Here is a 24,739-nt window from a genome sequence, read left to right on the forward strand (position 1 = left end):
CGTAGGGGCGAAAAATTTTTCGCCCTCCAACCTCTCAACATTCTATCCACCGCCAGCCTTATGCTGGCATTTTTTCGTTTAGGATAGCGATATTCTGAATCAACAGTTGATCATCGGAGCATGAGTGAATTTGCCAAAGATGGTTTAGGGTGGCGGTGGGGGCAGGTGCAACAGCAGGTTGCCGAGTGGTGGGCTTGGCAAATGCAGCAGGCTCCAGTCCCTGATGATCCTGATGTGCCGAATTGGCTCACGGAACTGCCCTGGGGGATATTGGGGCGGGTGGTGGCTTGGGGCGGCATTGGGGCTTTAACCCTTTGGGGGGTTTGGGTGTTGTGGCGATCGCTCCACCCCTATTGGCAACAATACCAAAACCGTACCCACCGCCCCCCCACAGATCTCGATAAAACCCAGCAATATACGGCGGAGGAATGGCGATCGCAAGCTCAAACCTACTACCGCCAAGGCAATTTTCAACAGGCTTGCCTCTGTCTCTATGGGGGGATGCTGCAAACCCTCCACGATCGCGGCATTGCCCCCCATCTCCCCAGCCGCACCGATGGCGAATATGTTGCAGCGATTCAAAGTTTGCCCCGCCCTGAACCCTATCTAACGTTGTTGACGATGCACCAAGGTTTACGATTTGGGGAAACGTTACCTAATGATCAATTATTTGAGCAGTGTTGGCGGGCCTATGGGGAGTTGTGAATCAGTAGTGAGAAGCCTAATTTGCGTGGGGGCGAAAAATTTTTCGCCCCTACATCCTTCAGGAATTCGCCCCCACATTCTCATGAAAATTGGTAATGAATCGTTTTAAGCGTTGGCAAATTGTGGGGGCTGTTGCCCTCGGTCTCTTTCTCCTGGTGGGGCTGCTCCTGGCCCCCGCCCAAGTTCCTGATCACATCGGCTCTACTTATACCCGTGGCCCTAGTGGTTATGGGGCTTGGTATAGCTGGATGGAAACCCAAGGGGCGACGATCAGCCGGTGGCGACGGCCAGCAACTGAACTGGAGCAGCCGGAAGGCAGTGTTTTGATCCAAATCTATAGCCATCCCCGTTCTTTAAGTGAGGATTGGGAGTTAGATACATGGGTGCGGGAGGGCAATACGCTGATTGCGGTGGGGGTGAACCAGCCGGTGACGGGGGCGAAATTTCGTAGCGCGATCATGACCCCTTGGGGATTGGGGCGGGTGGAGACGCGCCGCCGTCGGTTGGGGGAGGAAAATAAGCTGTGGGGCGATCGCTTTGGGGCGGTGGTGTGGCGAGAACAACGGGGCGAGGGGGAAATTATTGCGGTTAGCACCCCCTTTTTAGCTGCCAATGCCTATCAAGATCACCCCGCTAACTTCCAACTCTTAGCCCATTTAGCTCTCCAACCGGGGGAGGAATTGGGGGAAACCCTGGATTTCACCGCTCGGCCGGTGTGGGTGGATGAATATCTCCATGGCTATCGTGATCCCGATCCTGCTGATACAGAGGAGACCCCCGACAATATTTGGGCCTATTTCGCCCGAACCCCCCTGTTACCCATGGCGATTCAGGGGGGGATTTTGGGGTTGGTGGCGATCGCCGCCCTTAATCGTCGTTTTGGGCCGGTGCAAATTCCCCCCGTTCCCCCCGAAAACAACAGCCAAGCCTATATCGAAGCCCTCGCTGCTGTGTTGAGCAAAGCCGAGCAGCACCGCTTTGCCCTTGACATTCTCACCCCAGAGGCAACCCGACAACTTCAGGAAAGCCTCGGCTTTGGCCCCACCCCCATGACCCCGGAGGAACTGCGAGCCGCTTGGATCGCTCAGGGCAAATCCCCCCAAGCTCTGCAAGCCTTGCTCAAACCCAACCCCCGCCCCAGTGAAGCGGAATTGATCGCCACGCTCCAAGCTTGGCAGAACGTGCTAGACAGTCCAGAGCCAAAACCCTAAGCATGGGCAAAGGGGATGGGGCTTTGATCGCGGCGGTGTTGGGTGGGAATTGCGGGGCCGGGGGAATTCCCCACTAGGGCCGCCGTCACCTCTAGAGCCGCCCGCAGCCTTTTCGCCGCATAGATGGACATATCACGGGGGACACTAATGCGATCGCGCAAATACCGCAACCCCGGATCAGACCCCGCAGGCGGCGGGCAATCCTCCCCCGTCATCATCTGCGTTAACCCACAGCGCAACGCCGTATCAAACAAAGCATTTTCCAAAGGATTCACTGCAATCAACGTCTCCCGATGCTTCAAAACCCGGTATAACGCCTCCTGGCGCGAATCTTCCGGCTCCGGATAAACCACATCCGGCAACCCCAACCAAGGCCCCCCATTCACCCGCCCCTGATTCGCCAACGCCGCCGCCGTACCATTGCCATAACAGCCCCCCATTTGCGGCGGTAAATCATGGGCATGGGTGTGAAAATCGCTTTGAGTACCCCGATAGGTCGCACGACTTTCCAGCCCATCAAACCAAGCCCCCAAGTGAGGATTCACCTCCCGCAACGAATAGCCCTTGTAATAGTACAAACTGGCATTCATCCGCTCCACATAGGGCGTAAACACCACATCCGCCGTACTAAATTCTGGCAAAAAGTAGGGGCCGGGCGTTTGGGCAAGGACCGTTTCCACATGGGCAACCACCACCTCAAACTGTTCCCGCAGCACTTGATCCCGATCTAAAGTGCGTGTGGGGGAACAGAGCCACCGACACCAAACCCGGAACAACTGCCGCTCTAAACGCCGCAGGGGAATCACCTTGGGATCTTCCATGCCCCAAACCAAGGGGCCAAAAGCCTGTTCTAAAGCCAGCAAAATATCATCACTTTCAGTAATCACCCGGCCATCTAATTCAAGGGCAGGCAACATTCCCGACGGCACAATCTGCTTGTACCACCGCTCCTTATCTCCATAGCAAAACATCGTCACTTTTTTAATCCGGTAGGGGATTTGCTTTTCCTCTAACCAGAGCCAAACTTTTTGGCAGTAGGGACACCAGGCATGGTTATCGCGGTAGAGGGTGACGCGGACGGCGCTTTCCGGTTGGCCGAAGAGTCGGAGTCGGGCTTGGGGGTTAGTGGGGCCGTTGATGGGATCGGGGTTAAAGTCCGTGAGGGTGGCGAGTTCTGTCCAGGAGAGCGGAGCGATGGTCATAACAAACTTAATCGAGATAAATAAATCATTCCTCACTGCTAAGGATACCGCTTTCCCGTGAAGAGGGTAGATGCTGCACAAATTCCTGTGGGTTTCGCTTAGAAAAATTTCACGCTATAATCGAGGTCGAAAGGATTGCTGATCTTTTTAACATCTGTTCTCAATAGCCAGTAATCTCGATTGTAAAAACAGGGCTTGGTGTAATGGTTCAAAAAATTGCCTTATTTAACCACAAGGGTGGGGTGAGCAAGACGACAACTACTTTTAACCTAGGCTGGATGCTGGCCTCGAAAGGGAAAAAAGTAATTCTGGTTGACAGTGATCCCCAATGTAACCTGACAGGTATGGCATTGGGTGAAGAAACTGAAGATGATGAAGCTCGCATTCAAGAAATTTATAACACATCTTCAAATATAAAAACGGGTTTAGCTCCAGCTTTTGAATCACAGCCGAGAGCGATTAAAGCTGTCGATTGTATCCCGATTCAAGGTCGAGATGATTTATTTTTATTGCCGGGTCATGTTGGTCTTGCTGAGTATGAAGTAACATTAGGTATTGCTCAGGAACTCAGTGGCTCTATTCACACTCTGAAGAACTTACCCGGTTCCATTAATGATTTACTTGAAAAAACAGCAGCTAAGTTTAATGCAGACTATATTTTGATTGATATGAGTCCTAGTTTAGGCTCTATCAATCAAAACTTACTGATGATCAGTGACTTTTTTTTAGTTCCGACTACCGCTGATTTTTTTTCAGTGATGGCCATTGATTCCTTAGTTAAAGTATTGCCAAGATGGTATGCTTGGGCAAAGTCAGCCAGTTCAATGCCAATTTTAAGAGAAGCTAATTACCCTTTTCCGGATATTAATCTGCGCTTTCTGGGGATCATTGTCCAAAACTATCGTATTATTCGAGGCAAAGAGACGGTTGCTTTTCAAACCTGGATTGAAAAGATTGAGAAAGCTGTCAGTGAAAAGCTCATTCCCACATTGCAGCGCAGTAATATGATGCTACCTGATCAAATGTACCGGGATCAGGAGATTAACGATAGCCTTTCTCTGGCAAAAATTTCTAACTTCAATAGTTTAATTGCTCTGTCTCAAGAACATCGAACCCCAGTTTATGCTTTAACTCCTCAACAGCTTAAGCAAACAGGTGTAATTCTAAAGGCAAATCAGAAAAAACAGGAAGAGTTTCGGAAAACCTTTTCAGATTTGGCAGACAAAATTATTGCACTCAGTTCCACAAGCTCCGCCCATGCAGTCAGCGCTTGACCAATTTCGCATCAGCATCGGTCGTGTTCGTGACCTTATTGCTCTGCACAATTCCGTTAAAGCCCAAGCTACTGATGCGCTGGATGTGTCGGATATGTTACGCGCTGCGCTCGTTCTTGCCGTCAGTGCGTTGGATTATTATGTCCATGAAGTAGTGACGTTAGGAATGTTAGCCATTCATCGCGGCCAACGTTCTGAACCTAGACCCTCAGCAAATACAACTCAGTCCGCATTTTCACGATTTCAAGTATCCTTAGGCGGTGCGCGTCAAGATCGGTTGACTGCTATTGATCTCGCTGCTTGGCTTGAAGCTGAGATTCAACAAGCCCAAGGCTATGAGTTTCTTGAGACATCTCACACAATTTCAGCTTTGATCCCCGTCATCTCCAGTAGCATTCTCAATCGGCTCAATCATACTGATTGGTTAGAAAATGAAATCAGGGAACGCCTGAGTTATCAAAGTTTTCAGCAGGCAGATAAAATTGCTGATGCCATCAGATGCATCTCAGATCGGCAACTATGGAATCAAGTGTCAATTTTGATGGATCAAGAGCCAAAAGAGATTAAGCAGCAACTCAATTTAATTGTTGACCGCAGGAATAAAATTGCCCATGAAGCTGATATAAATCCAACTCATAATATTGGCGACCGATGGAATATTGATAAAATTCTTGTCGGGGATGCCGTTGATTTTATTGAAAAACTGGTGGAAAGTATTCATCAAGTGTTGTTGGATGATGGGAGTTAACTGCGGAAGAGGCGGGTGTATTGGGTTTCGTGGGCCATGCTGGCGATCGCCAGACCCCAGCCGCAACTGTCGAGATCTTGATCCTCAAGTTGGGTTATGGCTTCCCTGGCTTGGCTCAATTCTGCCCCTAAGCTGTGTAAAAGCTGTTGCCCTTCGGTTTGACCCAAGGGAATTAACTTCACCCCGGCATTGAGGCTATGGGTGGCCCAGGTTTGCAGATAGGCTAACAGCGTTAAGTCGGGGGGGATTTGCCAATGGGAAGCGGTGAGGGCAAAGGCGATCGCCCATTGGCAAGGATCATTTAACACCGCAAGCCAATCCGGGGCATCCGGTGCGATTTCGGCAAACAGTTTGAGGAGCGATCGCCCCATTTGTTGACTGGATTGCCGCAATTCGCTGGTTTCGCGCATCGCCCCTAACCATTGATTCCAATGGTTAACTTGAGCGTGATCCCCCCCTTGGGCAGCGGCATAGGTGCGCAATAAGATCGCTCCATCAATACGAATCGAGCCATGGCGCAACTGTTGAACGAGCCAACCCCGTAGGGCTTCCCCGTTGGTTATTTGCCCCCCATTGACGAGAGCTTCTAACCCTTCGGAATAGCTATAGGCCCCCACCGGCAGGGCCGGGCTGGTGAGTTGGAGGAGATGGAGGACTGTGGGGGGCAACATAGGCAGGGCGGGCGGCGGCGGTGGTGGTAAAGAAGGCTTCAAGATGATCCCAATCTTGCTGTTCTAATTGGGTGATCAGGTGGTCGAGGCGATCGCGGTAGGCGCGGAGCGATCGCCCCAAGGCCGTTGCATTGTATTGTGCCATCATTCGCCCCAATTCTGGATTGCCTCCCCCCACGCGGCTTGTATCTCGAAACCCGGAACTGGCAAAGGCTTGGGCGAGTTTTCGCACCTGGGGATCAGGTTCCTGCTCACAATTGGCAATCAGGGCCGCGCTCACGAAAACGGGTACATGGGAAATGGCGGCAACGGCTTGATCATGGTCAGCGGGGCTACAGGTGTAGAGATGGCTACCGAGAGCTTGAATGATTGCCGTCATTGCCGCTACACAGTCCGGGGGCGTGGTGGCGGTGGGGGTGAGAATATAGGGGGCATCACGAAACAGCCCCAAATGGGCTGCTTCAATGCCTTGATCCGCTGTACCCGCCATGGGATGGCCACCAATAAACCGGGGCCAAAGGGGGGCGATCGCCTCGACAATGCTTGCTTTGACCGATCCCACATCCGTTAGGATCGCCTGGGGCTGAAGGTGGGGCAGCAGTTGAGTGAGGGTAGCGGGAATCGCCCCAATGGGAGGACAGAGGAACACCAGATCCGCCGAAGCCAGAATGCCATAATCCACCGCCGCCCCATCTACTGCCCCCCGTGCCATCGCCCGTTCACAGGTAGCGGCTTTACGGGATACGCCTAAAACGCGATAACCTTGCGATCGCAACTCCAGCCCCAAAGAGCCACCGATTAATCCCAAACCCACAATGCCAACAATCACGGCGTAACCTCAATTTTTGCCCCATCATAGAGGAAGGGGAGCAATTTTTGAACCCGCTAAGTTTAGATTACTAATGATTGAAAAACCAAAAAAATGTTGATAAAGGAACCTTTAAGAATGTTTTTTTAGATCAGGAAGCTATTTTAAAATAGCGTGAAAGAGGGGAATGAGCCGATAATTTGTACCAGTTCTAAAAGTGGCCGGTGAATAGACGATTTGCGGAACCTTACCTTGGCCTACTGGTCATTGTAGCTATCTCGAATCCATCAGGATTTGAAAGTTAATCCCAACCGCTCTGGAGATCCAACCCATGAAAAGCATTCTCTTCCATTCCACCGCTCTGCTCGCTGCTGTTACCTCTATTCTCCTCTCTAGTGACTTGGCCCAAGCCCAATCTACACAACGGGGTACAGATGCCGCCTATATTGGCGCAGGGGTCTCGACTAACGTCACCAATGGCGGCCAAAATGGCGATGCGGCTAACTTAGGCGGGAACATCCAAGGTCGCTACCAAATTGAAAATACGCCGGTTTCTGTGCGAGGTGCAATTTTGTTCGGGAAAGAAACCAGTGCAATTATGCCCATGGTTTCCTACGATCTCGGTATTGCCCAAAATACGAACCTTTACCTCGGTGCAGGCTATTCCTTCGTAGAATCTCAAGGTCAACCCAGCCCCTTAGGGAATCGCAATGCTGCGGTTGTAACGTTAGGTGCAGAATCTGCCATTGGCGAAAACTTCATGGTCTATACCGATGGTAAATGGGGGATCAATGCCTATGAAAACAGCACGGCTGATGCACTCAGTTTCCAAGCAGGTTTAGGCTATCGCTTCTAATTGCCCTCAACTCACGATCATCTCTTCCTTTAACACATTTAAACCGGGCCATGCCCGGTTTTTTTTGGGGTGATCCCAGAGGGGCGCAAAAAATTCCCCCATGACGAGAGATTGCCCATTAACCCCGTTTAAGGATGGGGGGCGATAGGGACACTAACGCGGATCGGCTTCCCTGATCATCAAGGACAGCGATCGCCCCCAGGGCTAACGGTGGCCCCTCATTTACCGATACAATGGTCACTGCACACGGTTCAAGCGTTACAGATTTTCCTAGAGTTCTGCACTATGGCTAAGGTTTTAGTTTCTGATCCCATTGATCAAGTCGGTATTGATATTCTCTCCCAGGTGGCCAAGGTTGACGTTAAAACGGGCCTACCCCCAGAGGAACTGGTGGCGATTATGCCTGAATATGATGCCCTGATGATCCGCTCCGGCACAAAAGTCACCCAAGCCGTGATTGAAGCGGGAACCCAGTTAAAAATCATCGGCCGGGCCGGCGTTGGCGTGGATAATGTCGATATCCCCGCCGCCACCCGTCGCGGTATTGTCGTCGTTAACTCCCCTGAAGGCAACACCACTGCTGCTGCTGAACACGCTTTAGCGATGATGCTTTCCCTCTCCCGCCATATCCCCGCCGCCCATATGTCTCTGAAAAATGGCGGCTGGGAACGGAAACGCTTTGTTGGGGCGGAGGTCTATAAGAAAACATTGGGTGTCGTGGGGTTGGGGAAAATTGGCTCCCATGTGGCCACGGTGGGTAAGGCGTTGGGCATGAATTTGATCGCCTATGATCCCTTTATTTCCGCTGAACGGGCGGATCAGTTGGGTTGTCGCCTCGTCGATCTTGATTATATTTTCCGGGAAGCGGACTATATTACGCTCCATGTCCCCAAAACCCCGGAAACTGCAAATCTGATCAACGCGGAAGCTTTGGCGAAGATGAAGCCGACGACGCGGATTATTAACTGCTCACGGGGGGGCATTGTCGATGAAGAGGCGTTATACAATGCGCTGAAATCAGGGCAAATTGCCGGGGCTGCCCTTGATGTGTTCGCCACGGAACCGCTGCCGGAATCTCCCCTGCGGGAACTCGATGAACAGGTGGTATTAACCCCCCATTTGGGGGCTTCTACGGCTGAGGCGCAGGTGAATGTGGCCATTGATGTGGCGGAGCAGATCCGCGATGTGTTGCTGGGTTTACCGGCGCGATCGGCGGTGAATATTCCGGGGTTGACTCCGAGCGTGATGGAAAAACTCAAGCCTTATCTGCAATTGGCGGAAACCTTGGGGAATTTGGTGGGGCAATTGGCCGGCGGTCGGGTCGATCGCTTCAATGTGCGCCTCCAAGGGGATTTGGCCACGGCCCAAAGTCAGCCGATTGTGGTGGCTTCCCTCAAGGGGTTGCTTTCCCAGGCTTTGCGCGAACGGGTGAACTATGTTAACGCGGCTATTGAGGCCAAAGAGCGGGGCATTCATGTCACGGAAACGAAGGATGCGTCCGTATCGGACTATTCCGGGGCGTTGCATTTATCGGTGCATGGTTCCCTTGGGGAGCATTCGGTGACGGGGGTGCTGCAATCCGATGGGGAAATTCGGGTCACGAACCTGGATGGTTTCCCGCTCAATCTGCCCCCCAGTGGCCATATGTTGTTTACGCTTCACCGGGATATGCCGGGGATTATCGGGCAAATTGGCTCGATGTTGGGCAATTTTAATGTCAACATTGCCAGTATGCAGGTGGGACGGAAAATTGTCCGGGGCAATGCGGTGATGGCGTTGAGTTTGGATGATCCTTTACCGGAGGGGTTATTGGCGGAAATTACCAGTATTCCGGGCATTGAAGATGCCTATACGGTGACGCTATAGGCGATTCCCCCGGCTACGCCGACCCCCTTAAAAAGGGGGTTGAACTCAGAACCCCCCTTTTTAAGGGGGGCAGGGGGGATCCTCCACCTACGCCCTTTAACCGCAAGTTCAACGCATGAGGAAAACCATCCATGGCTAACCGCTGGTGGGAATTACAGATTATTGCAGACCCCAAAGCAGAGGATTTGATCTTCTGGCGTTTGGAGCAGTTTGGCTGTCAGGGGATGGCCTCGGATCATCGCCCGGAAGGGTTGCGGGTGCGGGCCTATGTGCCGGAAATTACGATCACGGTGCTGGATTTATCGGCCCTGACCCTGTGGTTGCAACAGGATGCGATCGCCGCTGAACTCCCCCAACCTAACCTCACTTGGGAACTGATCAACGAAGAGGATTGGGCCAGTAGTTGGAAAGAGCATTGGGAAATTCAAGATGTGGGCGATCGCTTTGTGATCTGCCCCGCTTGGCTGACCCCACCGGAGGGCGATCGCATCGTCCTCCGCCTCGATCCCGGTGCAGCCTTCGGCACAGGAACCCACCCCACCACCCAACTTTGTTTAGAATCCCTGGAAATGCGCGAGAGCCAATGCACCCCCGATGTGGTGTTAGCGGATATTGGTTGCGGTTCGGGGATTTTGTCCATTGGGGCGTTGCTGTTGGGGGCGGGTCATGTCTATGCCATTGATACCGATGTCATGGCCATTCAAGCTACCTGTGCCAATCGGGAACTGAACCAAATTGCCCCGGAACACCTCCGGGCAGAACAGATGGGCATTGAAGGGGTGATGGATTTGGTGGGCGGCCAAGTCGATGGCTTGGTGTGCAATATCTTGGCGGATGTGATCATGAAGATGATCCCCACCATGGCCCAATTGGTGAAACCCAAGGGCTGGGCGATCCTCAGTGGCATTTTGTTGGAGCAGGCTCAGGAGGTTTCTGATGTCCTGGAAGCCCATGGCTGGATTATCGCGACTTTATGGAAGCGGGGGGAATGGTGTTGTTTTAATGTGCGTCGCGGTTAACGCAAGGGGCTAAGATAGGGCGAGATTATCCCCATCGCCCTGATCTTTTTGGCTGCCCATGGGTTCCCAACACATCACCCAAATTGTCCCCACCTTACCCCCAGCCATTAACGGTTTAGGGGACTTTTCCTTGGCTTTGGCCCGCAAGCTCCGGGCGGATTTTGGGTTAATCACAGATTTTGTGATTGGTAATCCCCAATGGCAGGGAGAGGCTGAATTAGAGGGGTTTACGGTCAAGGCGATTTTAGAACGCAGTCGGGTGGGCTTGGTGGCACAGTTGGGCAATGATCCGGTGTTGCTTCATTACGAAGGTTATGGTTACGCCAAGCGGGGTTTCCCCTGGTGGCTGTGGCAGGGGTTGGATTATTGGCATCGCCGCAGTCAATGCCGTTGGGTGACGATGTTTCATGAGGTTTATGCCTATGATCATGGGCCTCCTTGGAGTAGTTCCTTTTGGCTTGCGCCGGGACAGCGATATCTGGCTAGCCGGTTAATTCAGGGGAGCGATCGCGCCCTCACCAGCCGTAACCAATACGCCCGCCTCCTGCGCCAACTGCGCCAACGCCACACCACCCCCATTTATACGCTGCCAGTCTGTAGCAATGTGGGGGAGCCGCAAGCGGTGAAACTTTTGGGCGATCGCCCCCCCCGGTTAATGGTCTTTGGCCATCCCAATAGCCGCCGTCTGGTGTATCAGCGGGATTACCAGGCCCTCGCCCATGCCTGCCAAGTGTTAAAAATCAAAGAACTCTATGATATTGGTGTGCCTATTGGGATGCCTGTCCCCCCCTTGCCAGGGGTAGAAATTACTGTCATGGGTGTGATTCCATCGGTGGAAATTAGCCAGCTAATGAGTGAATCAATGGCGGGATTTATTAGTTTTATTCCGCCGCAATATTTGGGGAAATCCGGTGTTTATGCCGCCTATTGCGCCCATGGATTGCTGCCCATTTTGGCGCAAAAAGGTACAGAAATCACCGATGGCCTTTATCCCGATCTCCATTACTGGTCAGCCCTCACCGATACCCAAATTTCCCTCCCCACTGCCCAATATATTGCCGATCGCGCCCACCGTTGGTATAGCAGTCATACCCTCAGCCGTCACAGTCAAACCCTCGCTTATTTACTCACCCGTTAGTTCCCTTTTTTCCTAAACCCATGATTCAAGGCATTATTACCGATATTGAAGGCACAACAACGGCGATTGATTTTGTGTTTAACATTCTTTTCCCCTATTTTCGGGAGCAATTACCCCAACTGGGCGATCGCACTCATCAACCGGAAATTTTAGCGATTCTTGAGGAAGTCCAGGCCATTGTCGAGCAGGAGGAGGGGCAACGGGTGGATTTAGCGGGGGCGATCGCCACGCTCCATCAATGGTCTGTGGCCGATCGCAAAATTGCCCCCCTCAAAGCATTACAGGGGATCATCTGGCAACAGGGTTATCAAAACGGCGATTTTCAAGGCCATATTTACGCCGATGTTCCCCCGCAATTAGCCCAATGGCAAGCCCAAGGGGTGAAGTTAGGCATCTATTCCTCTGGCTCAGTTGCCGCGCAAAAACTACTCTTTAGCTATTCCACAGCGGGGGATTTAACCCCCTATTTTGATTGGTATTTTGATCTCGCCGTCGGTTCTAAAAAAGAGGTGACTTCCTATCAAACCATTGCCACTACCATGGGCATTCCCCCCGCCCATTTACTCTTTCTCTCCGATGTGGAAGCGGAACTCGATGCTGCCCAAGGGGCCGGATTCCAAACGGTGCAATTGGTGCGGGGGGAAACGGTGGGGAGCACCCGTCATCCAACCGCCACCAGTTTTGCAGAAATTATCCTCCCATGATGGGGGAGGGCGAAAGGTTTTTCGTATGGGAGGGCGAAAGATTTTTCGCCCCTACGGGTTATGGGAGGGCAAAAGATTTTTTGCCCCTACGGGTTGAGGCGGCCGATGGTGACGTTGAGATCGCGGAGTTCGCCATTGCGTTCAATTTGCAACGAGAGGCGATCGCCCACCGCCCTTTCAGCAATGCGATCCTGTACCTTCGTCGGATCGCTCACAGGTTCCCCTGCAATTTGCGTGATCACATCCCCTTCTTGGAGGCCCGCTTGTTGGGCCGGGGAATTGGGAATCACCCGCAGAATAATCACCCCTGTTTCCGTGGCAATCTCTAACCCCCCTTGGGTGCGGGCCAATTCCCGCAATTCCGGTGTGAGGGGAGCCATTTGGATACCCAAGAAAGCATGATCCGCCCGACCCGTCGCAATCAATTGATCTGCAATTTGCTTGGCTTGGTTAATGGGAATGGCAAAGCCCAACCCTTGGGCATTGCGGATGATCGCCGTATTAATGCCAATCACCTCCCCCTCACTATTGAGCAACGGGCCGCCGGAATTGCCCGGATTAATCGCCGCATCGGTTTGAATAAAATTCACCCGTTTATCCGGAACCCCCACCTGGGAACTACTGCGGCCTGTGCCGCTAATAATCCCCGTTGTCACCGTGTTATCTAAGCCTAAGGGGTTGCCAATGGCGATCGCCCATTCCCCCGATTGCAACCGTTCCGAATCCCCAAAAGCCACCGTCGGCAAGTCCGTCGCCTCAATCTTCACCACCGCCACATCCGTAACGGGATCCGTCCCCACCACTTCCCCCGTAAACGTCCGCCCATCTTTAAGCGTTACCTGTACCTGATCCGCCCCCTCAATCACATGGGCATTGGTGAGAATTGTTCCGTCAGTGGTGGTAATGAAGCCGGAACCGGAACCCTGTTGCACCTGTTCATTGGGCAACTCCGGCACAAACTGACGGAAAAAGGGGTTATTAAATTGGGGCGGCACTTGGGTTTGTACTGTGCGCGTTGCATCAATGCGCACCACCGCATCCCCGGTACGTTGCACCACCGCAGCAACAAAATTTTTCGGATCTTCTGGGGGGGCAATGGGGTTGAGGGTAGCCGTCGAAGTTCCCTGCGATACCCCACGGCTGTGGATGTTGTTATAGAGATAATGCCCCCCTAAAGCGAGGCCCGCCCCCATGGCCAGTAACGAGAGATGTTTCGCGAATTGACTCCAAGCAGAGGGATGGCGGGCAGGTTGGGTGACGGCGGCTTGGTCTGTGGGGGTTAAGGATGAGGTCATGGTGGTTTGATCCAGGTAAACAATAGAGCAGTGGAGAAGTGGGATAAAAAAAAGAGGGGGAACGCCTCCCCCCTCCTATGGGTGTTGTTATGATGTCCAAGGTCAGTCGTGAACTGTAACGGTGGGAGGGTGTGAGAGGTTGTGTTCAGTTCACGTAATCCCTACTTGTCTTTAATGTAGGAGGGGGATATCACAGAGCCGTCACAGGCGTATGAAGAGTTTTTGACGCAACTCGGATCAAGCCTAGAAACCGGGTTTCTTGCATCTGCTCATTCTGTCCTAGCCTCCTCACAGAAACTCGGTTTCTGTTTACCCAGCCTAGAAACCGGGTTTCTTGCATCTGCTCATTCTGCCCTAGCCTCCTCACAGAAACTCGGTTTCTGTTTACCCAGCCTAGAAACCGGGTTTCTTGCACCTGCTCATTCTGCCCTAGCCTCCTCACAGAAACCCGGTTTCTGTTTACTCAGCATTTAATCTGTTTCTCCACTTTCGAGAATCGATATAACCCCCTTGGTTAATACTTTAGTATTTAAATATTAGTTTTGTAGGGCAATTTTTTGGTTAATTTGTATTAGTAAATTTGACCCATTTATCAAGGGCTGTAAACTTATTTTTCCCCACAGATTGAAACAGTGGACGTAAGGGAAAACCCCGATGTAGGATGGCCTAAACTGCCAAGCCTGTCCCTATGGAATCTTTGTCCTACCTCTATTACAGCTTAGTGTTTGAGGCTGACACCGATCCCCCCTGCGGTGCGATTTCGCTGCCCAATTTTCTCCGCTCTGCACAGTTGCGCCTCGCTTCAATGGCGTGGCTGTTGTTGGCCATTGGCTTGTTTAGTTTGAGCTTGCAGAATATGGCCTTGGCTTTAAAGACGGGCGATCGCGGCTCTGAAGTAGAAACCCTACAAACCACGCTGAAAACCAAAGGCTACTTCAACGGCCCGATCACCGGCTATTACGGTCCGATTACCGCCGAAGCCGTCCAACAATTCCAACAGGTCAATCAACTCGATGCCGATGGCATTGCCGGCCCCGCCACCCAAGCCAGTCTCTACGGAGGGGAAGCCGCCAAAAATACGATCAACACCCCCCTCAACCCGGAGAGCGAAGGCCTGCTCAAATATGGCCAAAACAATAGCCAGGTGCGCCAAATCCAAGAACAGTTACAACAACTGGGTTACTTCCAAGGCCCCACCAGCGGCTACTACGGAACCCTCACCGAAACTGCTGTTAAAGCTTTTCAACAGGCCAATGGCTTAACCGCTGATGGCGTGGTGGGGCCTGAAACCCGTCGTCAGATTGCAGCGGGGGGCCAAGGAGAAACTCCGGCGGCCCAAGCCGCCAATGCTGCCGAAACCGCCAACCCTGAAGCCAATTCCCCTTTTCAAATGGAGGGGTTTACCACCGGAGGCAGTGGTTTAGAGGAAGCCCTAGCCCCGACGACTACCCTTAAGCCTCAACCCCCTGGCCCCGATGCTGATTGGGAGGCAGCCACCCGACCCCAGACCATTTCGAGCCAAGCGGCCATTGCCACCCCCTTTGCTCGTGCGAGTCAGCGGTTCATTGCTCAAATGGCCGAGGAACAGCCCAATATTGGCCTAGCGGTGTCCTTTAGTAACGGCAGCCAACGGTTTACCGCTGATACCGTTCCCCCGAACCGAGCCACCCCCGCCACATTCCGGCAAACCTCCTTTACCGGAGAACCCCAAACCTTTAACGCCACGGCTCCCAGCCGTGAGATGGCCCACCGTAAAACCATCTATGGCGATATTGCCCCGAAATCGATTGTCCACTCGGGCCAGGGGCTATTTTTCGCTCAAAACATGATGTATAACCACAGCATCACGGTTTACGATCGCAACTATAACCTCGTGAAAACCATTGCTGATACTGTTGATCTGCAAAAATATGGCTATCCCCAATATGCGGGGATCTATCGCGGCTCCCCCGTGGAGGCGAGTTTTTCCCACAGTGGCCAATATGCTTGGGTGTCGAATTATCAAATGTATGGGACGGGGTTTAATCATCCTGGTAGCGATCAATGTACCCCCACCCAAGGGACAGATAGCAGTTTTCTCTATCGCATCAATACCCAAAACTTTGCCATTGAGCAGGTGATTCGCGTCGGCTCGGTGCCGAAATTTGTGGCCACGACCCCGGACGATCGCTATGTATTGGTGACAAACTGGTGTACTGATGATCTGAGTGTCGTGGATGTGAACCAAGGGCGGGAAATTAAGCGGGTGAAGTTGGGCCGTTATCCCCGGGGGATTGTTGTCGATGCCCGTTCAGAAACCGCCTATATTGCGGTGATGGGTTCCCAACATATTGCCAAGGTGAATTTAGGGACGTTTGAGGTGGGTTGGATTCGGGATGTGGGGCGATCGCCCCGTCACCTCAACCTAGATCCCACAGGCCGCTACCTCTACAGCAGTCTCAACGGGGAAAGCCAAGTCGCTAAAATCGATCTGGCCAGCGGTAAAGTCATCGCCAAGGCCAGAACCGGCAACGCTCCCCGCAGCATGATCCTTTCCGAAACCGGGGAATTCCTCTATGTCGTCAATTACCACTCCAACACGATGACGAAGGTGCGCACCGCCACGATGGACGTGATGCAAACCGTGAGCGTCAATGATAAACCCATTGGCATTACCTACGATGCGGAGCGGGGTGAGGTGTGGGTGTCCTGCTATTCCGGTAGCATTATGATTTTTTCGGCTTAGATGACTGAGGAGGGGCCGTTAATTGCGGCGTTAAAAGCGGCGGCCCGGTGGGATCATGCCCCCTTTTATACCCCTGGCCATCGGCGCGGTGTGGGGCTACCAGCAGGATTAAAACCGCTGTTGGGAACAGCAGCGGCCTATGATTTTCCAGAGTTGCCCACGATTGGTAATTTAGCGGGGGAGGAGGGGGCGATTGCTTCTGCTCAAGCCTTAGCAGCCCAAACCTTTGGAGCCGATCGCACCTGGTTTTTGGTCAATGGCTCCAGTGGCGGCCTGTTGGCGGCGATTTTGGCCACCTGTGGCGAGGGGGGCAAAATCATCCTGCCCCGCAATGTCCACAGTTCAATTATTAACGGGCTAATTTTGGCGGGGGCTTGGCCGGTGTTTATTCATCCGGTCTATGGGGCGGAGCAGGATTTAGCCTATGGGATCACGGCGGCGGCGGTGGCGGCAGCCCTCGCCATCCATCCCGATGCGCGGGCGGTGTTGGTGGTTTATCCCACCTACCACGGCATTTGTACGGATTTAGCCGCCATTGCCCAGGTTGCCCATGGCCAGGGCATCCCGTTATTAGTCGATGAAGCCCACGGCCCCCATTTTGGTTTTCACCCCGATCTCCCCCCCTCAGCCCTGAGTTTGGGGGCGGATTTGGTGGTGCAGTCTACCCATAAGGTGTTAGGGGCGTTGAGTCAAGCAGCAATGCTCCATGGCCAGGGCGATCGCCTCCCTTGGCAGCGGGTGGCGCAATGTCTGGCCATGGTGCAATCCACTAGCCCCAACTCGCTCCTCTTAGCCTCCCTGGATGGAGCGCGGCAGCAGATGGCCGAAGAGGGTTCAATGCTCATGGCCAAAACCCTAAAACTGGCTCGATGGGCGGCGGGGGAATTGGCCCAAATTCCCAACGTGACACTTCTTGAACCCCCAGCCATCCCTGAGCCAGGCTTTAGCTCTCTTGATCCCACCCGCTTAACGGTATTTGTGGCAGGATTGGGGCGGGATGGGTTTGATTTAGATGAGGAGTTAATGGCGCGGGGCGTGATGGCGGAATTGCCCCTAGAGCGGCATTTAATGTTTATCGTCACGTTGGGGAGTCGGCGGGAGGATTTGCAACGATTAATTCAAGTGTTTCAAGCCTTAAGCACAGAAGCCACGGGAACCTTGCCCATTCTCCCCCCCCAACCGTTGCCTCCCTTACCCCCCCTGATCCTTTCCCCCCGTGCCGCCAGTTTTGCCCCCCGGCGGGCGTTTCCCCTTGCCGAAGCCCTGGGCAAAGCCAGCGGCGCGTTAATCTGTGCCTACCCGCCGGGGATTCCGGTGTTAATGCCGGGGGAAATGATTACAGAGGAGGCGATCGCCTATCTGCAAACCCTCAAACATTTAGGGGCGCAACTATTGGGATTAAGCGATCCAACCTTGCAAACCCTAGAGGCGATCACCCCTCAACCCTCCCGGTAGGCGCGGATCATCGCTTGGGTTCCCTGCTCCAAACCCCCCAACGCCGCCACATCCTGAAATAACTGATCCGCATAGAGCGTTCCCGGTAACTCCTGGGCATGGGCCGCCGCAATCTCCTTCACCAAACGTAAATCTTTTAAAATATGCTTCACCATAAACCCCGGCGCAAAATCCCCTTGGGCCACCTTCATCCCCAAATTCCCCAACGCCCAAGAAGCCGCTGCCCCCTGATTGCACACATCCACCACCAACTGCGGATCAATCCCCTGCGCTTCAGCTAACAACATCGCCTCACAAATCCCGATCAAATTCATCGACACCAAAATTTGATTGCACATCTTCACCCCTTGACCACTGCCCACCGGGCCACAATGGGTGATGGTTTTGCCCATCGCCCCTAAATAAGGGGAAGCTGCCTCAAAATCCGCCGCACTGCCCCCCACCATAATCGTTAATGTCCCCTGTTTCGCCCCCATATCCCCCCCCGAAACCGGCGCATCGAGGAAACGCAAACCCTGAGCCGCTAACGTTGCACCCAGATCCCGTGCCGCTGCCGAGCCAATCGTGCTGGTATCGATGATCAGCGTTCCCGGTGTAACCAAAGGAGCCACCTGCTCAATCAAAACCGCTTCCACATCCGGCACATCCCCCAAACAGGTGATCACCACCCCGGCATTTTCGACAGCGGCGGCTAGAGTGGGGGCGAGGGTGACTCCGGCGGCGGCGGAAATTGCCTCCCCTGGCCGTCCGGGTGTGCGATTCCAACCTTGGACGGCATAACCGGCTTTGGCCAAGTTGGCCGCCATATACCCCCCCATTACCCCCAAACCTAAAAATGCAACGGATTGAGCCATAGCTGTGATTCTCCACCTCTTCAGGGCCATTTTGCCATTTTCTGCCAGCAACGCGAGGAGGAGTTCTCGATAATCCTCAGACTGAAAACCCTGAAAATCAAACTTGCGGGTTAATCTAGAGGCAGAAATTTTGTTGTCTAGATAATTTTATGAACACGCAAGCTGCATTGATCGCCCTGTTAATATCCAGTAGTTTTTCCTCGGCAACCTTGGCCGAAACCCTGACACAACCAGCGCCCAGCCTGACCCTCGCGGCGGTGAGTGCCACTGATCCCAACTGTCGCCAAACCAATCGCACCGTGGATGTCCTGTCTGAGGCTTCGGTATCGGCAACCAGTCAAACTCTGGCAACGTTGGCCCCAGAAACGAAGGTGAAAATTACCGGCGTAGGGAGTAATGGCTGGGTTCCTATTAGTGAGCCGGTGGCGGGGTTTGTGATCGCCCGTCACCTCACCCTCTGTACGCCCATTGCCACCCGGCCCACCTTTACCCAACACCCAACCCTGACTAATCTCACTGCTGGGATGTGTCGTCAGGCCAATTTAGAATTGGCGGTGCGCCCCCGGCCAGCGGTGGGGGCAGAGCCGCGTGTGGGGGGTTTAAATCAGGGCATGAAGATGACGTTGACAGGGGAAACTGTCATGGATGCGGAAAGTCGCCTCTGGTTACGGATTTCTGTGCCTTTTGCCGGTTGGATTTCGGGGGGCCAAGAGGGCGGCACGAATGTTTCTTTGTGTTCCTAGGTTCTTTGGGAAGCAAAGAGGATAGAGAAGAGAGGAGAGAGTGGAATTGAGATTTTCTTCTCACTTCTCACTTCTCACTCCTCAATCCTTCCCTCCCCAAAGGGGGTAATTATGCTTTACTGGAGGGTGGCCCTTCTTATCCTGCGATCGCCGTACCATGCAAGGTTTTCTCAAACGCACTTTAGCCCTGAGTACGATCCTGGTTTTTCCCCTGATTAGCCTGGATGCCACAGCCCGAACCCCCTCCCGCTATCGTCGGGAATATCAATCCTTGGAATTCCAACAATGTGCGGCGGATCTGATTCGTGTTGGGTTAGGGGTGGAGCAGACGAAAGCCGCCTGTGCCATGGCGTTGGAGCCGACGGATCTTTCTAACTGTGTGGTGGGCATTGATACGCTCACGCCGGTATCGGCTCAAAATGCCCTGTATTCCTGCTTCCGGGTGCGGCGGCCGGTGGAGTTGGCGCAATGTGTGGTGGATATTCATCGTGATGTGCTTGTGCCGAAACTGACGGAGGGGACAACCCTCGATGAAGTGGCATTATCCACCCTCGATCACTGTCGCCGTAGCCTCTTGCCCCTGCGCTATTCCGCTTGTGTAGTGGGGTTGAGTGGCCAATTGACGTTGGAGCCGCAAAATGCGATCGCCACCTGTATTAATGCAGAAGATTTTCCCCGTGAAATCTACACTCCTGCCCCCAATAGCACCCTTGGCACAGATCTGTAAACGGGTCTTACTCTGGGGATTGTTCCCCTTCCTCCTGATGGGGGGAGGGTTAACGGCCTGTGCGGGTGATCCGACCGCTCAACGCTGGTTTGCCCCCGATCCCCAACTATTAGAGGAGCCAGCCCCACCCACCCCAACACCCCGCCCGCGTCCAGAACCTAGCCCAGAACCTAGCCCAGAACCTAGCCCAGAACCTAGCCCGGAACCCACCCCTAGCCCCGCAGCAACCTCAGAACTCGGCCCTTGGGCCCAGGATTTAATCACGTTGGGGACGATCCCGGCGGATCTGGCCTTGAATGAAACCATTCCCCGCCGTACCTTTGCCCGCTGGCTGTTTGAAACCTATAACCGTTTTTATGTAGACCGCCCCACCCAGCAGATTCGCCCCGCTGCGGCGGTGAGTACACCCTTATTTAGTGATGTGCCGGTAACTCATCCAGATTTCCCGATGATTCAGGGGTTAGCAGAGGCGGGGGTGATTCCTTCACGGCTCAATGGGGGGACGCAAACGCTATTTCAACCTGATGCCCCCTTGACGCGGGAAATGTTGATTCAATGGAAAGTGCCTTTAGACCGGCGGGGTACATTGCCGGAGGGAACTTTGGCAGCGGTGGAGCAAACTTGGGGCTTTCAGGATCGGGATCAAATTGATCCCCAGACCTTCGCGCCGTTGTTGGTGGATTATGACAATGGCGATCGCGCCAATTTGCGCCGCGCCTTTGGTTATACGAAATTATTCCAACCCAAACGCCCTGTCACCCAAGGGGAAGCAGCGGCAGCCCTCTGGTTTTTTGGCTTCCAAGGGGAGGGAATGACGGCGGCAGAGGCGATCCGCCCTAATGCTCCCGCCAACTCCACGGAAGCCCCTCCCAGTAATTGAGCAAATCCCGCCCCAAATCGCGCTACACTAGGGGTCTAGTTTTATCATGCTCAAAATCTCCCATGCCTCCCCGTTGGCCCCGTAAACCCGATCGTCAAACCGATCCTGAATACCGCCGCCTTGATGATCGGATGACCTTTGCTGTCCATGTGGCGGGATTTTTAGCCAGCAACTCCGGCCTGTGGTTTTTCTATGAACTGCGCCAAGCGGCTTGGCCTTGGGCAAAATGGGTGACAGGGGTTTGGGCTTTAGTGTTATTAGCCCATTTGATTTATATTGCGGCGATCGCCGATTACTCCCTCAACTCCGATGCCTAACTCCAACCCCACCGCCGAAATCGAAGCCCTGGCCAGTGTCATCGGCGGCGCGGCCTATATCGACATTGCCAAATGGCATCTTTATCTCAACGATGCCAAACTCCATGCCACCGTTGCCCAACAGCTTTATCCGCTCTTACTCAAGGGGCCCGTGAAGGAGGAGCAAGTCACCGATATTTTGGCCAAAATCCCCGTCAAAATCGGTGGTGGCCAGCGGGAAATTCCCCTCTTGGATTTGTTGCCCGTCCATTGTCAGGTGGATTTGATGGATGCTTTGGAAGAATATCAAGCCAAGTTATAGGCAGAATTGCGTCGGATTTAAAATGTTGTCAAGCTCGGATCAACGCGGGGGCCGTCCTCTCCCAATCATGCAAGTTAAACACCATAGGGGAATGGGCCGATGAGCGATCGCACCTTGTCTGAACTCTCAAAAGAAGAACTCATCCAAGAAGTAGAGCGGCTCAGGCAAGAATCAGAGCATCTCAACAAAGTTAAGCTGGCCTTTGATGCCCAGGATCAACTGGTGCGATCGCTCGTTTCCATGGGCAGAGCCGCCACAGGTCGCCTGATGCTGCGCTCCATGCTCCTGCAAACGATCAAAGTTTCCGTCAAACTCACATCCGCTGAAGAAAGTAGCCTCTTCCTCCTCGATGGGAACGGTGCTGTCACCGAAAGCATCCTCGCACGGGGGGCAACCATCCGTGAACAGCGAGACGATCTGATTGGTAAAGTCCTCAACGATGGCCTTGCCGGTTGGGTCGTCCGCCATCGCCAAACGGGCCGCATCGACGACACCCGCACCGATGAACGGTGGATGACCCTCCCCAACCAACCCTACATCGTCGGCTCCGCCCTCTGCGTCCCCATCCTGCGGGGTAAAGTCCTCCTTGGCATCCTCACTCTCACCCACCCCGAACCCCAACATTTCACCCCCGCCCTCGCGGAATTAATGGAAATGTGCGCCACCCAAATGGCCCTAGCCCTGGACAATGCCCGGCTCTATATGTTGGAGCATCAAAAGCAGGAGAACAAAGGCGGCAATGAGCAAAACCCAGAGGATGAAGGCAAAGACCTCTCCCAAACGGGAATTTTCATCATTGCCGACAGTGGTAAGTTCCTCTACGCCAACCCCAGAGTAGCCCAGATTTTCGGCTATGAGTTTGGGGAGTTGGTGATTTTAGAATCAATTTTAAAGTTGGTGGCAACGGTAAACTATCACCAAGTTGCCGAACAGATGCAGCAATGTTTCCAAGGGTTTAACCCCGTGTTAGCCTGCCAATTCCAAGGCCAGCGCAAGGATCGCCGCCTCGTCAGCGTGGAAGCCTACGGCACGCGCACGAAGTTCTATGGGAAGTATGTGATTATTGGGGTTTTGAGTTTGGCGTAAGGGCGATCGCATTTCTCAAAGTCACGCAAAAAACACCGCTTAAAAAAGGGAGCTATTGGATAATGCCCTGCTCTTTAGCAAGGGCATCGTTGAGAACAGAAAGCGATAGGCGCAAGGATGGTAAATTCCAAATATTTGATAATGGGTTTTATTAGTACCTTTTCAATATCGTCCTTTAGCGGTGCTAGCCACTCGTCTTTATGGTGTTTAATAATCAGGATGAGACGAAAACTCGTTTTTTCAAGATCTATATTATTGAAGAATTCAGGATTTTCAGTGAATGGATCATGACGCTTTGATTTAATCGCAATACACAAAAAGAGCGTATTAAAAAGCTTTTCTTTGATTTCTTGAATGAAATGATCAAAATTTGGCTGAGTCGTGGGTTTTGGTGAACTGGATTTTGCTTCAATAATCCACACCATGGGCTGATCTTTTTTGTTGACACGATAGAGCAAAAATTCAGCTATTTTGACATCTTTTTGAATCTTTTTGTAGATTTTACTTTTTTCAATATGGAAGCAGTAACCCTCTGGATAGGGGCCAAAAGTCATGCCAGATTCAATGATCGGTTCTGTGGTCATTCTAGGACAAGTTTCACTTCTTCTCGGTAGAGGCGGATCGATTCGTCAATAATGGGATTCGTGGGTAAGCCCTCCCTTAAGTTGGCAATATCCCACTGCTCACCGCTGCTAGACTCGTCAGCAGAAAGGATCACAATGGATAGATTTTGCCGCTGCTGGGCCGCAAGATATAGTTTTTTGATCACAAAGTAGGAGTGACTCGCAAGAAAAAATTGAATACCGACTTCTGCCAACATGACAATAATATCAAGGAATTGAGAAATTGCGATGGGATGTAATGCTGATTCTGGTTCATCGATAAAGACAATCGATTGGGGATCAAGATAACGATTGCCCAGCAGAGTATCTAAGATGGCAATTTTCTTAATGCCTTCTGCGGTGACACCAATGGCAAATTTTTGATTCCCTTTTTTAAATTGCCAACGTCCTGATTTTTGATCATACTCCACTCTGCCATCAAGCATATCTTTAAGTTGGGCGCGGGAATGAGCAAATTCTTGATAATTTTTGCCTCTCATTCTAGGTTGTTGCAGAGCGCGGGCTAGGTCTAAATAGGTATCATCAAATCCAAAGGTTTTATAGATGTCACGGGATTGTAAAATATTTTGATGTAGGGATAAAACTTCCTTAGTAGGTAAATAAATCGAGTTACTGTTGCGGCTAGGGATGTGATTTTCTAATTTAGAAATATTTCTGGTGGTATCTTTGCCAAATTCATAGAAAAATAGGCAATCATCAAGACAGAATTTAAACCGTAAAGGAAGATCAGCCCCTTTGCTCACTAAATCACCAATTTTTTCAGCTTCAAATGTCCAATACAGCTTATCGGCTAAAATTTCCGCTGCGGTGCGAGGCTCGTGACCTCGCTGGTAGGCTTCGACAGTTCGCATGGCACTGTAGAGGGATTTTAGCAAGATGGTTTTGCCCGTGCCGTTGCGACCAATGATCAGGTTGATCTGGCCGAGATTGTTACATTCAAGTTGATGAATGGGGCCAAAGTTTCTGAGTTCAATATTGTTTAACATCGATGATCCTCAAAGGCTTGGCGACTCAGTTTTATTGGGTCTTCAGAAAATTTGGGAAAGTTGACTCGACTGGATACCAGAAATTTTACAACTTTTACCGATTCAGATCTAATGATAGCCTACTGCCAAGAGCAATTCTCATTTTAGAACGTATGTCCTAGATTCATGAAATTCTGAAGCTTTCGATCCCGATTCTTTGGACAGCAGAATGGGAGTTTCGGGCGATTAAAGTGTTCAAAAACAAGTGCTTCAGCGAAGACCATGCTCATAATGAGAATTGCTGCACTGCCAAACCCCGTGAGGCCGGCGCAACCCCTAGCCTCCCTTTTTTGCAAGGTAGGTTAGAAAATAAGCTAGACTAACACAACCCATCCCTGGGGATCGGGTGTAGCGACTAGCGCCGGGATGTTTGGCCTCAACCCAACCGCCACGGGTCAAACCTGGGGCGATCGCCCTCCTCTCTATGGTCTCATCAAACGAAACTTACTCTACATTTAGTGTTTTTTTCTAAAAAATGCGTTGTAAACGCCAGATATAGCGTAGGA

At 52.4% G+C, this 24,739-nt stretch carries 24 protein-coding genes; 17 read left to right on the forward strand and 7 right to left on the reverse strand.

Features of this window, described 5'->3' with window-relative positions; translation table 11 throughout:
- Positions 1 to 120: 120 nt before the first annotated feature.
- Both VB712_RS15465 and VB712_RS15470 read left to right on the forward strand, forming a co-directional pair.
- Positions 121 to 705: a DUF4129 domain-containing protein gene (locus tag VB712_RS15465; RefSeq protein WP_323256298.1), complete on the forward strand. Its 585-nt coding sequence runs from the start codon at positions 121 to 123 to the stop codon at positions 703 to 705.
- Positions 706 to 800: 95 nt separating this feature from the next.
- Positions 801 to 1,916, forward strand: a complete 1,116-nt coding sequence (locus VB712_RS15470; RefSeq protein ID WP_323256300.1) for a DUF4350 domain-containing protein — start codon at positions 801 to 803, stop codon at positions 1,914 to 1,916.
- Here the strand turns inward: VB712_RS15470 and VB712_RS15475 are convergent.
- Positions 1,913 to 3,118: a glutathione S-transferase family protein gene (locus tag VB712_RS15475; protein WP_323256302.1), complete on the reverse strand. Its 1,206-nt coding sequence runs from the start codon at positions 3,116 to 3,118 to the stop codon at positions 1,913 to 1,915. The two genes, VB712_RS15470 and VB712_RS15475, sit on opposite strands and share 4 nt — an antisense overlap.
- A gap of 203 nt (positions 3,119 to 3,321) precedes the next feature.
- On the opposite strand from VB712_RS15475, the gene VB712_RS15480 reads away from it, so the two are divergent.
- Both VB712_RS15480 and VB712_RS15485 read left to right on the forward strand, forming a co-directional pair.
- Positions 3,322 to 4,392 carry a ParA family protein gene (locus tag VB712_RS15480; RefSeq protein ID WP_323256305.1) on the forward strand — a complete coding sequence of 357 codons (1,071 nt, stop codon included), beginning with the start codon at positions 3,322 to 3,324 and terminating at the stop codon, positions 4,390 to 4,392.
- Entirely contained in the window at positions 4,376 to 5,140 is a 765-nt protein-coding gene (locus VB712_RS15485) for a HEPN domain-containing protein (protein ID WP_323256307.1), read from the forward strand. The genes VB712_RS15480 and VB712_RS15485 overlap by 17 nt, the downstream gene beginning before the upstream one ends.
- Here the strand turns inward: VB712_RS15485 and VB712_RS15490 are convergent.
- Both VB712_RS15490 and VB712_RS15495 read right to left on the reverse strand, forming a co-directional pair.
- Positions 5,137 to 5,811, reverse strand: a complete 675-nt coding sequence (locus VB712_RS15490) for an urease accessory protein UreF (RefSeq protein ID WP_323256309.1) — start codon at positions 5,809 to 5,811, stop codon at positions 5,137 to 5,139. The two genes, VB712_RS15485 and VB712_RS15490, sit on opposite strands and share 4 nt — an antisense overlap.
- Positions 5,744 to 6,640 carry a prephenate/arogenate dehydrogenase gene (locus VB712_RS15495; protein WP_323256311.1) on the reverse strand — a complete coding sequence of 299 codons (897 nt, stop codon included), beginning with the start codon at positions 6,638 to 6,640 and terminating at the stop codon, positions 5,744 to 5,746. Before VB712_RS15495 ends, VB712_RS15490 begins: the two co-directional genes overlap by 68 nt.
- Before the next feature lie 310 nt (positions 6,641 to 6,950).
- Between VB712_RS15495 and VB712_RS15500 the strand changes: the two genes are divergently transcribed.
- From VB712_RS15500 to mtnC, 5 genes are all read left to right on the forward strand, one after another.
- The gene (locus VB712_RS15500) at positions 6,951 to 7,475 is read left to right on the forward strand and encodes an outer membrane beta-barrel protein (RefSeq protein WP_323256313.1); all 525 of its coding nucleotides are present in this window, start codon (positions 6,951 to 6,953) and stop codon (positions 7,473 to 7,475) included.
- 285 nt (positions 7,476 to 7,760) lie between these two features.
- A complete protein-coding gene (gene serA, locus VB712_RS15505) occupies positions 7,761 to 9,341 on the forward strand; it encodes a phosphoglycerate dehydrogenase (RefSeq protein WP_323256315.1) in 1,581 nt (526 codons plus the stop codon).
- 131 nt (positions 9,342 to 9,472) lie between these two features.
- On the forward strand, positions 9,473 to 10,360 hold the full coding sequence (prmA, locus tag VB712_RS15510; RefSeq protein WP_323256317.1) for a 50S ribosomal protein L11 methyltransferase: 888 nt from the start codon (positions 9,473 to 9,475) through the stop codon (positions 10,358 to 10,360).
- A gap of 58 nt (positions 10,361 to 10,418) precedes the next feature.
- The gene (locus VB712_RS15515) at positions 10,419 to 11,498 is read left to right on the forward strand and encodes a hypothetical protein (RefSeq protein ID WP_323256319.1); all 1,080 of its coding nucleotides are present in this window, start codon (positions 10,419 to 10,421) and stop codon (positions 11,496 to 11,498) included.
- A 20-nt stretch (positions 11,499 to 11,518) separates the two neighbouring features.
- Positions 11,519 to 12,202, forward strand: coding sequence for an acireductone synthase (gene mtnC / locus VB712_RS15520; protein ID WP_323256321.1), 684 nt, complete (start codon positions 11,519 to 11,521; stop codon positions 12,200 to 12,202).
- Between the two features lie 86 nt (positions 12,203 to 12,288).
- On the opposite strand, the gene VB712_RS15525 is transcribed toward mtnC, so the two are convergent.
- Positions 12,289 to 13,497, reverse strand: coding sequence for an HhoA/HhoB/HtrA family serine endopeptidase (locus VB712_RS15525; RefSeq protein ID WP_323256323.1), 1,209 nt, complete (start codon positions 13,495 to 13,497; stop codon positions 12,289 to 12,291).
- 688 nt (positions 13,498 to 14,185) lie between these two features.
- Between VB712_RS15525 and VB712_RS15530 the strand changes: the two genes are divergently transcribed.
- Positions 14,186 to 16,222 carry a peptidoglycan-binding protein gene (locus VB712_RS15530; RefSeq protein ID WP_323256325.1) on the forward strand — a complete coding sequence of 679 codons (2,037 nt, stop codon included), beginning with the start codon at positions 14,186 to 14,188 and terminating at the stop codon, positions 16,220 to 16,222.
- Entirely contained in the window at positions 16,223 to 17,677 is a 1,455-nt protein-coding gene (locus VB712_RS15535; protein ID WP_323256327.1) for an aminotransferase class I/II-fold pyridoxal phosphate-dependent enzyme, read from the forward strand.
- Here VB712_RS15535 and VB712_RS15540 read toward each other — a convergent pair.
- Positions 17,662 to 18,531, reverse strand: a complete 870-nt coding sequence (locus VB712_RS15540) for an NAD(P)-dependent oxidoreductase (protein WP_323256329.1) — start codon at positions 18,529 to 18,531, stop codon at positions 17,662 to 17,664. The two genes, VB712_RS15535 and VB712_RS15540, sit on opposite strands and share 16 nt — an antisense overlap.
- Positions 18,532 to 18,680: 149 nt before the next feature.
- Between VB712_RS15540 and VB712_RS15545 the strand changes: the two genes are divergently transcribed.
- The 6 genes from VB712_RS15545 (at position 18,681) to VB712_RS15570 (ending at position 22,585) form a co-directional block, all read left to right on the forward strand.
- Positions 18,681 to 19,274 (forward strand): hypothetical protein, encoded by a 594-nt coding sequence (locus VB712_RS15545; RefSeq protein WP_323256331.1) that lies wholly within the window; start codon positions 18,681 to 18,683, stop codon positions 19,272 to 19,274.
- Between the two features lie 157 nt (positions 19,275 to 19,431).
- Positions 19,432 to 20,001: a hypothetical protein gene (locus VB712_RS15550; RefSeq protein WP_323256333.1), complete on the forward strand. Its 570-nt coding sequence runs from the start codon at positions 19,432 to 19,434 to the stop codon at positions 19,999 to 20,001.
- Positions 19,985 to 20,881: an S-layer homology domain-containing protein gene (locus VB712_RS15555; RefSeq protein WP_323256335.1), complete on the forward strand. Its 897-nt coding sequence runs from the start codon at positions 19,985 to 19,987 to the stop codon at positions 20,879 to 20,881. The genes VB712_RS15550 and VB712_RS15555 overlap by 17 nt, the downstream gene beginning before the upstream one ends.
- Before the next feature lie 62 nt (positions 20,882 to 20,943).
- The gene (locus VB712_RS15560) at positions 20,944 to 21,198 is read left to right on the forward strand and encodes a hypothetical protein (protein WP_323256337.1); all 255 of its coding nucleotides are present in this window, start codon (positions 20,944 to 20,946) and stop codon (positions 21,196 to 21,198) included.
- Positions 21,191 to 21,499: a DUF3181 family protein gene (locus VB712_RS15565; RefSeq protein ID WP_323256339.1), complete on the forward strand. Its 309-nt coding sequence runs from the start codon at positions 21,191 to 21,193 to the stop codon at positions 21,497 to 21,499. The genes VB712_RS15560 and VB712_RS15565 overlap by 8 nt, the downstream gene beginning before the upstream one ends.
- A 114-nt stretch (positions 21,500 to 21,613) precedes the next feature.
- Positions 21,614 to 22,585: a GAF domain-containing protein gene (locus tag VB712_RS15570; RefSeq protein WP_323256341.1), complete on the forward strand. Its 972-nt coding sequence runs from the start codon at positions 21,614 to 21,616 to the stop codon at positions 22,583 to 22,585.
- Positions 22,586 to 22,659: 74 nt separating this feature from the next.
- Here VB712_RS15570 and VB712_RS15575 read toward each other — a convergent pair whose 3' ends face one another.
- Both VB712_RS15575 and VB712_RS15580 read right to left on the reverse strand, forming a co-directional pair.
- Positions 22,660 to 23,169, reverse strand: a complete 510-nt coding sequence (locus tag VB712_RS15575; RefSeq protein WP_323256343.1) for a hypothetical protein — start codon at positions 23,167 to 23,169, stop codon at positions 22,660 to 22,662.
- A complete protein-coding gene (locus VB712_RS15580; RefSeq protein ID WP_416236363.1) occupies positions 23,166 to 24,194 on the reverse strand; it encodes an AAA family ATPase in 1,029 nt (342 codons plus the stop codon). The genes VB712_RS15575 and VB712_RS15580 overlap by 4 nt, the downstream gene beginning before the upstream one ends.
- Between the last annotated feature and the right edge of the window lie 545 nt (positions 24,195 to 24,739).

It is taken from the genome of Spirulina sp. CCNP1310 (assembly GCF_034932185.1).
GTDB lineage: Bacteria > Cyanobacteriota > Cyanobacteriia > Cyanobacteriales > Spirulinaceae > Spirulina.

Bases quoted from the DNA above. Each gene is read 5' to 3' on its own strand.
- VB712_RS15465 (WP_323256298.1), top strand. From the start codon at position 121: ATGAGTGAATTTGCCAAAGATGGTTTAGGGTGGCGGTGGGGGCAGGTG.
- VB712_RS15470 (WP_323256300.1), top strand. From the start codon at position 801: ATGAATCGTTTTAAGCGTTGGCAAATTGTGGGGGCTGTTGCCCTCGGT.
- VB712_RS15475 (WP_323256302.1), bottom strand. From the start codon at position 3,118: ATGACCATCGCTCCGCTCTCCTGGACAGAACTCGCCACCCTCACGGAC.
- VB712_RS15480 (WP_323256305.1), top strand. From the start codon at position 3,322: ATGGTTCAAAAAATTGCCTTATTTAACCACAAGGGTGGGGTGAGCAAG.
- VB712_RS15485 (WP_323256307.1), top strand. From the start codon at position 4,376: ATGCAGTCAGCGCTTGACCAATTTCGCATCAGCATCGGTCGTGTTCGT.
- VB712_RS15490 (WP_323256309.1), bottom strand. From the start codon at position 5,811: ATGTTGCCCCCCACAGTCCTCCATCTCCTCCAACTCACCAGCCCGGCC.
- VB712_RS15500 (WP_323256313.1), top strand. From the start codon at position 6,951: ATGAAAAGCATTCTCTTCCATTCCACCGCTCTGCTCGCTGCTGTTACC.
- serA (WP_323256315.1), top strand. From the start codon at position 7,761: ATGGCTAAGGTTTTAGTTTCTGATCCCATTGATCAAGTCGGTATTGAT.
- prmA (WP_323256317.1), top strand. From the start codon at position 9,473: ATGGCTAACCGCTGGTGGGAATTACAGATTATTGCAGACCCCAAAGCA.
- VB712_RS15515 (WP_323256319.1), top strand. From the start codon at position 10,419: ATGGGTTCCCAACACATCACCCAAATTGTCCCCACCTTACCCCCAGCC.
- mtnC (WP_323256321.1), top strand. From the start codon at position 11,519: ATGATTCAAGGCATTATTACCGATATTGAAGGCACAACAACGGCGATT.
- VB712_RS15525 (WP_323256323.1), bottom strand. From the start codon at position 13,497: ATGACCTCATCCTTAACCCCCACAGACCAAGCCGCCGTCACCCAACCT.
- VB712_RS15530 (WP_323256325.1), top strand. From the start codon at position 14,186: ATGGAATCTTTGTCCTACCTCTATTACAGCTTAGTGTTTGAGGCTGAC.
- VB712_RS15535 (WP_323256327.1), top strand. From the start codon at position 16,223: ATGACTGAGGAGGGGCCGTTAATTGCGGCGTTAAAAGCGGCGGCCCGG.
- VB712_RS15540 (WP_323256329.1), bottom strand. From the start codon at position 18,531: ATGGCTCAATCCGTTGCATTTTTAGGTTTGGGGGTAATGGGGGGGTAT.
- VB712_RS15545 (WP_323256331.1), top strand. From the start codon at position 18,681: ATGAACACGCAAGCTGCATTGATCGCCCTGTTAATATCCAGTAGTTTT.
- VB712_RS15550 (WP_323256333.1), top strand. From the start codon at position 19,432: ATGCAAGGTTTTCTCAAACGCACTTTAGCCCTGAGTACGATCCTGGTT.
- VB712_RS15560 (WP_323256337.1), top strand. From the start codon at position 20,944: ATGCCTCCCCGTTGGCCCCGTAAACCCGATCGTCAAACCGATCCTGAA.
- VB712_RS15565 (WP_323256339.1), top strand. From the start codon at position 21,191: ATGCCTAACTCCAACCCCACCGCCGAAATCGAAGCCCTGGCCAGTGTC.
- VB712_RS15575 (WP_323256343.1), bottom strand. From the start codon at position 23,169: ATGACCACAGAACCGATCATTGAATCTGGCATGACTTTTGGCCCCTAT.
- VB712_RS15580 (WP_416236363.1), bottom strand. From the start codon at position 24,194: ATGTTAAACAATATTGAACTCAGAAACTTTGGCCCCATTCATCAACTT.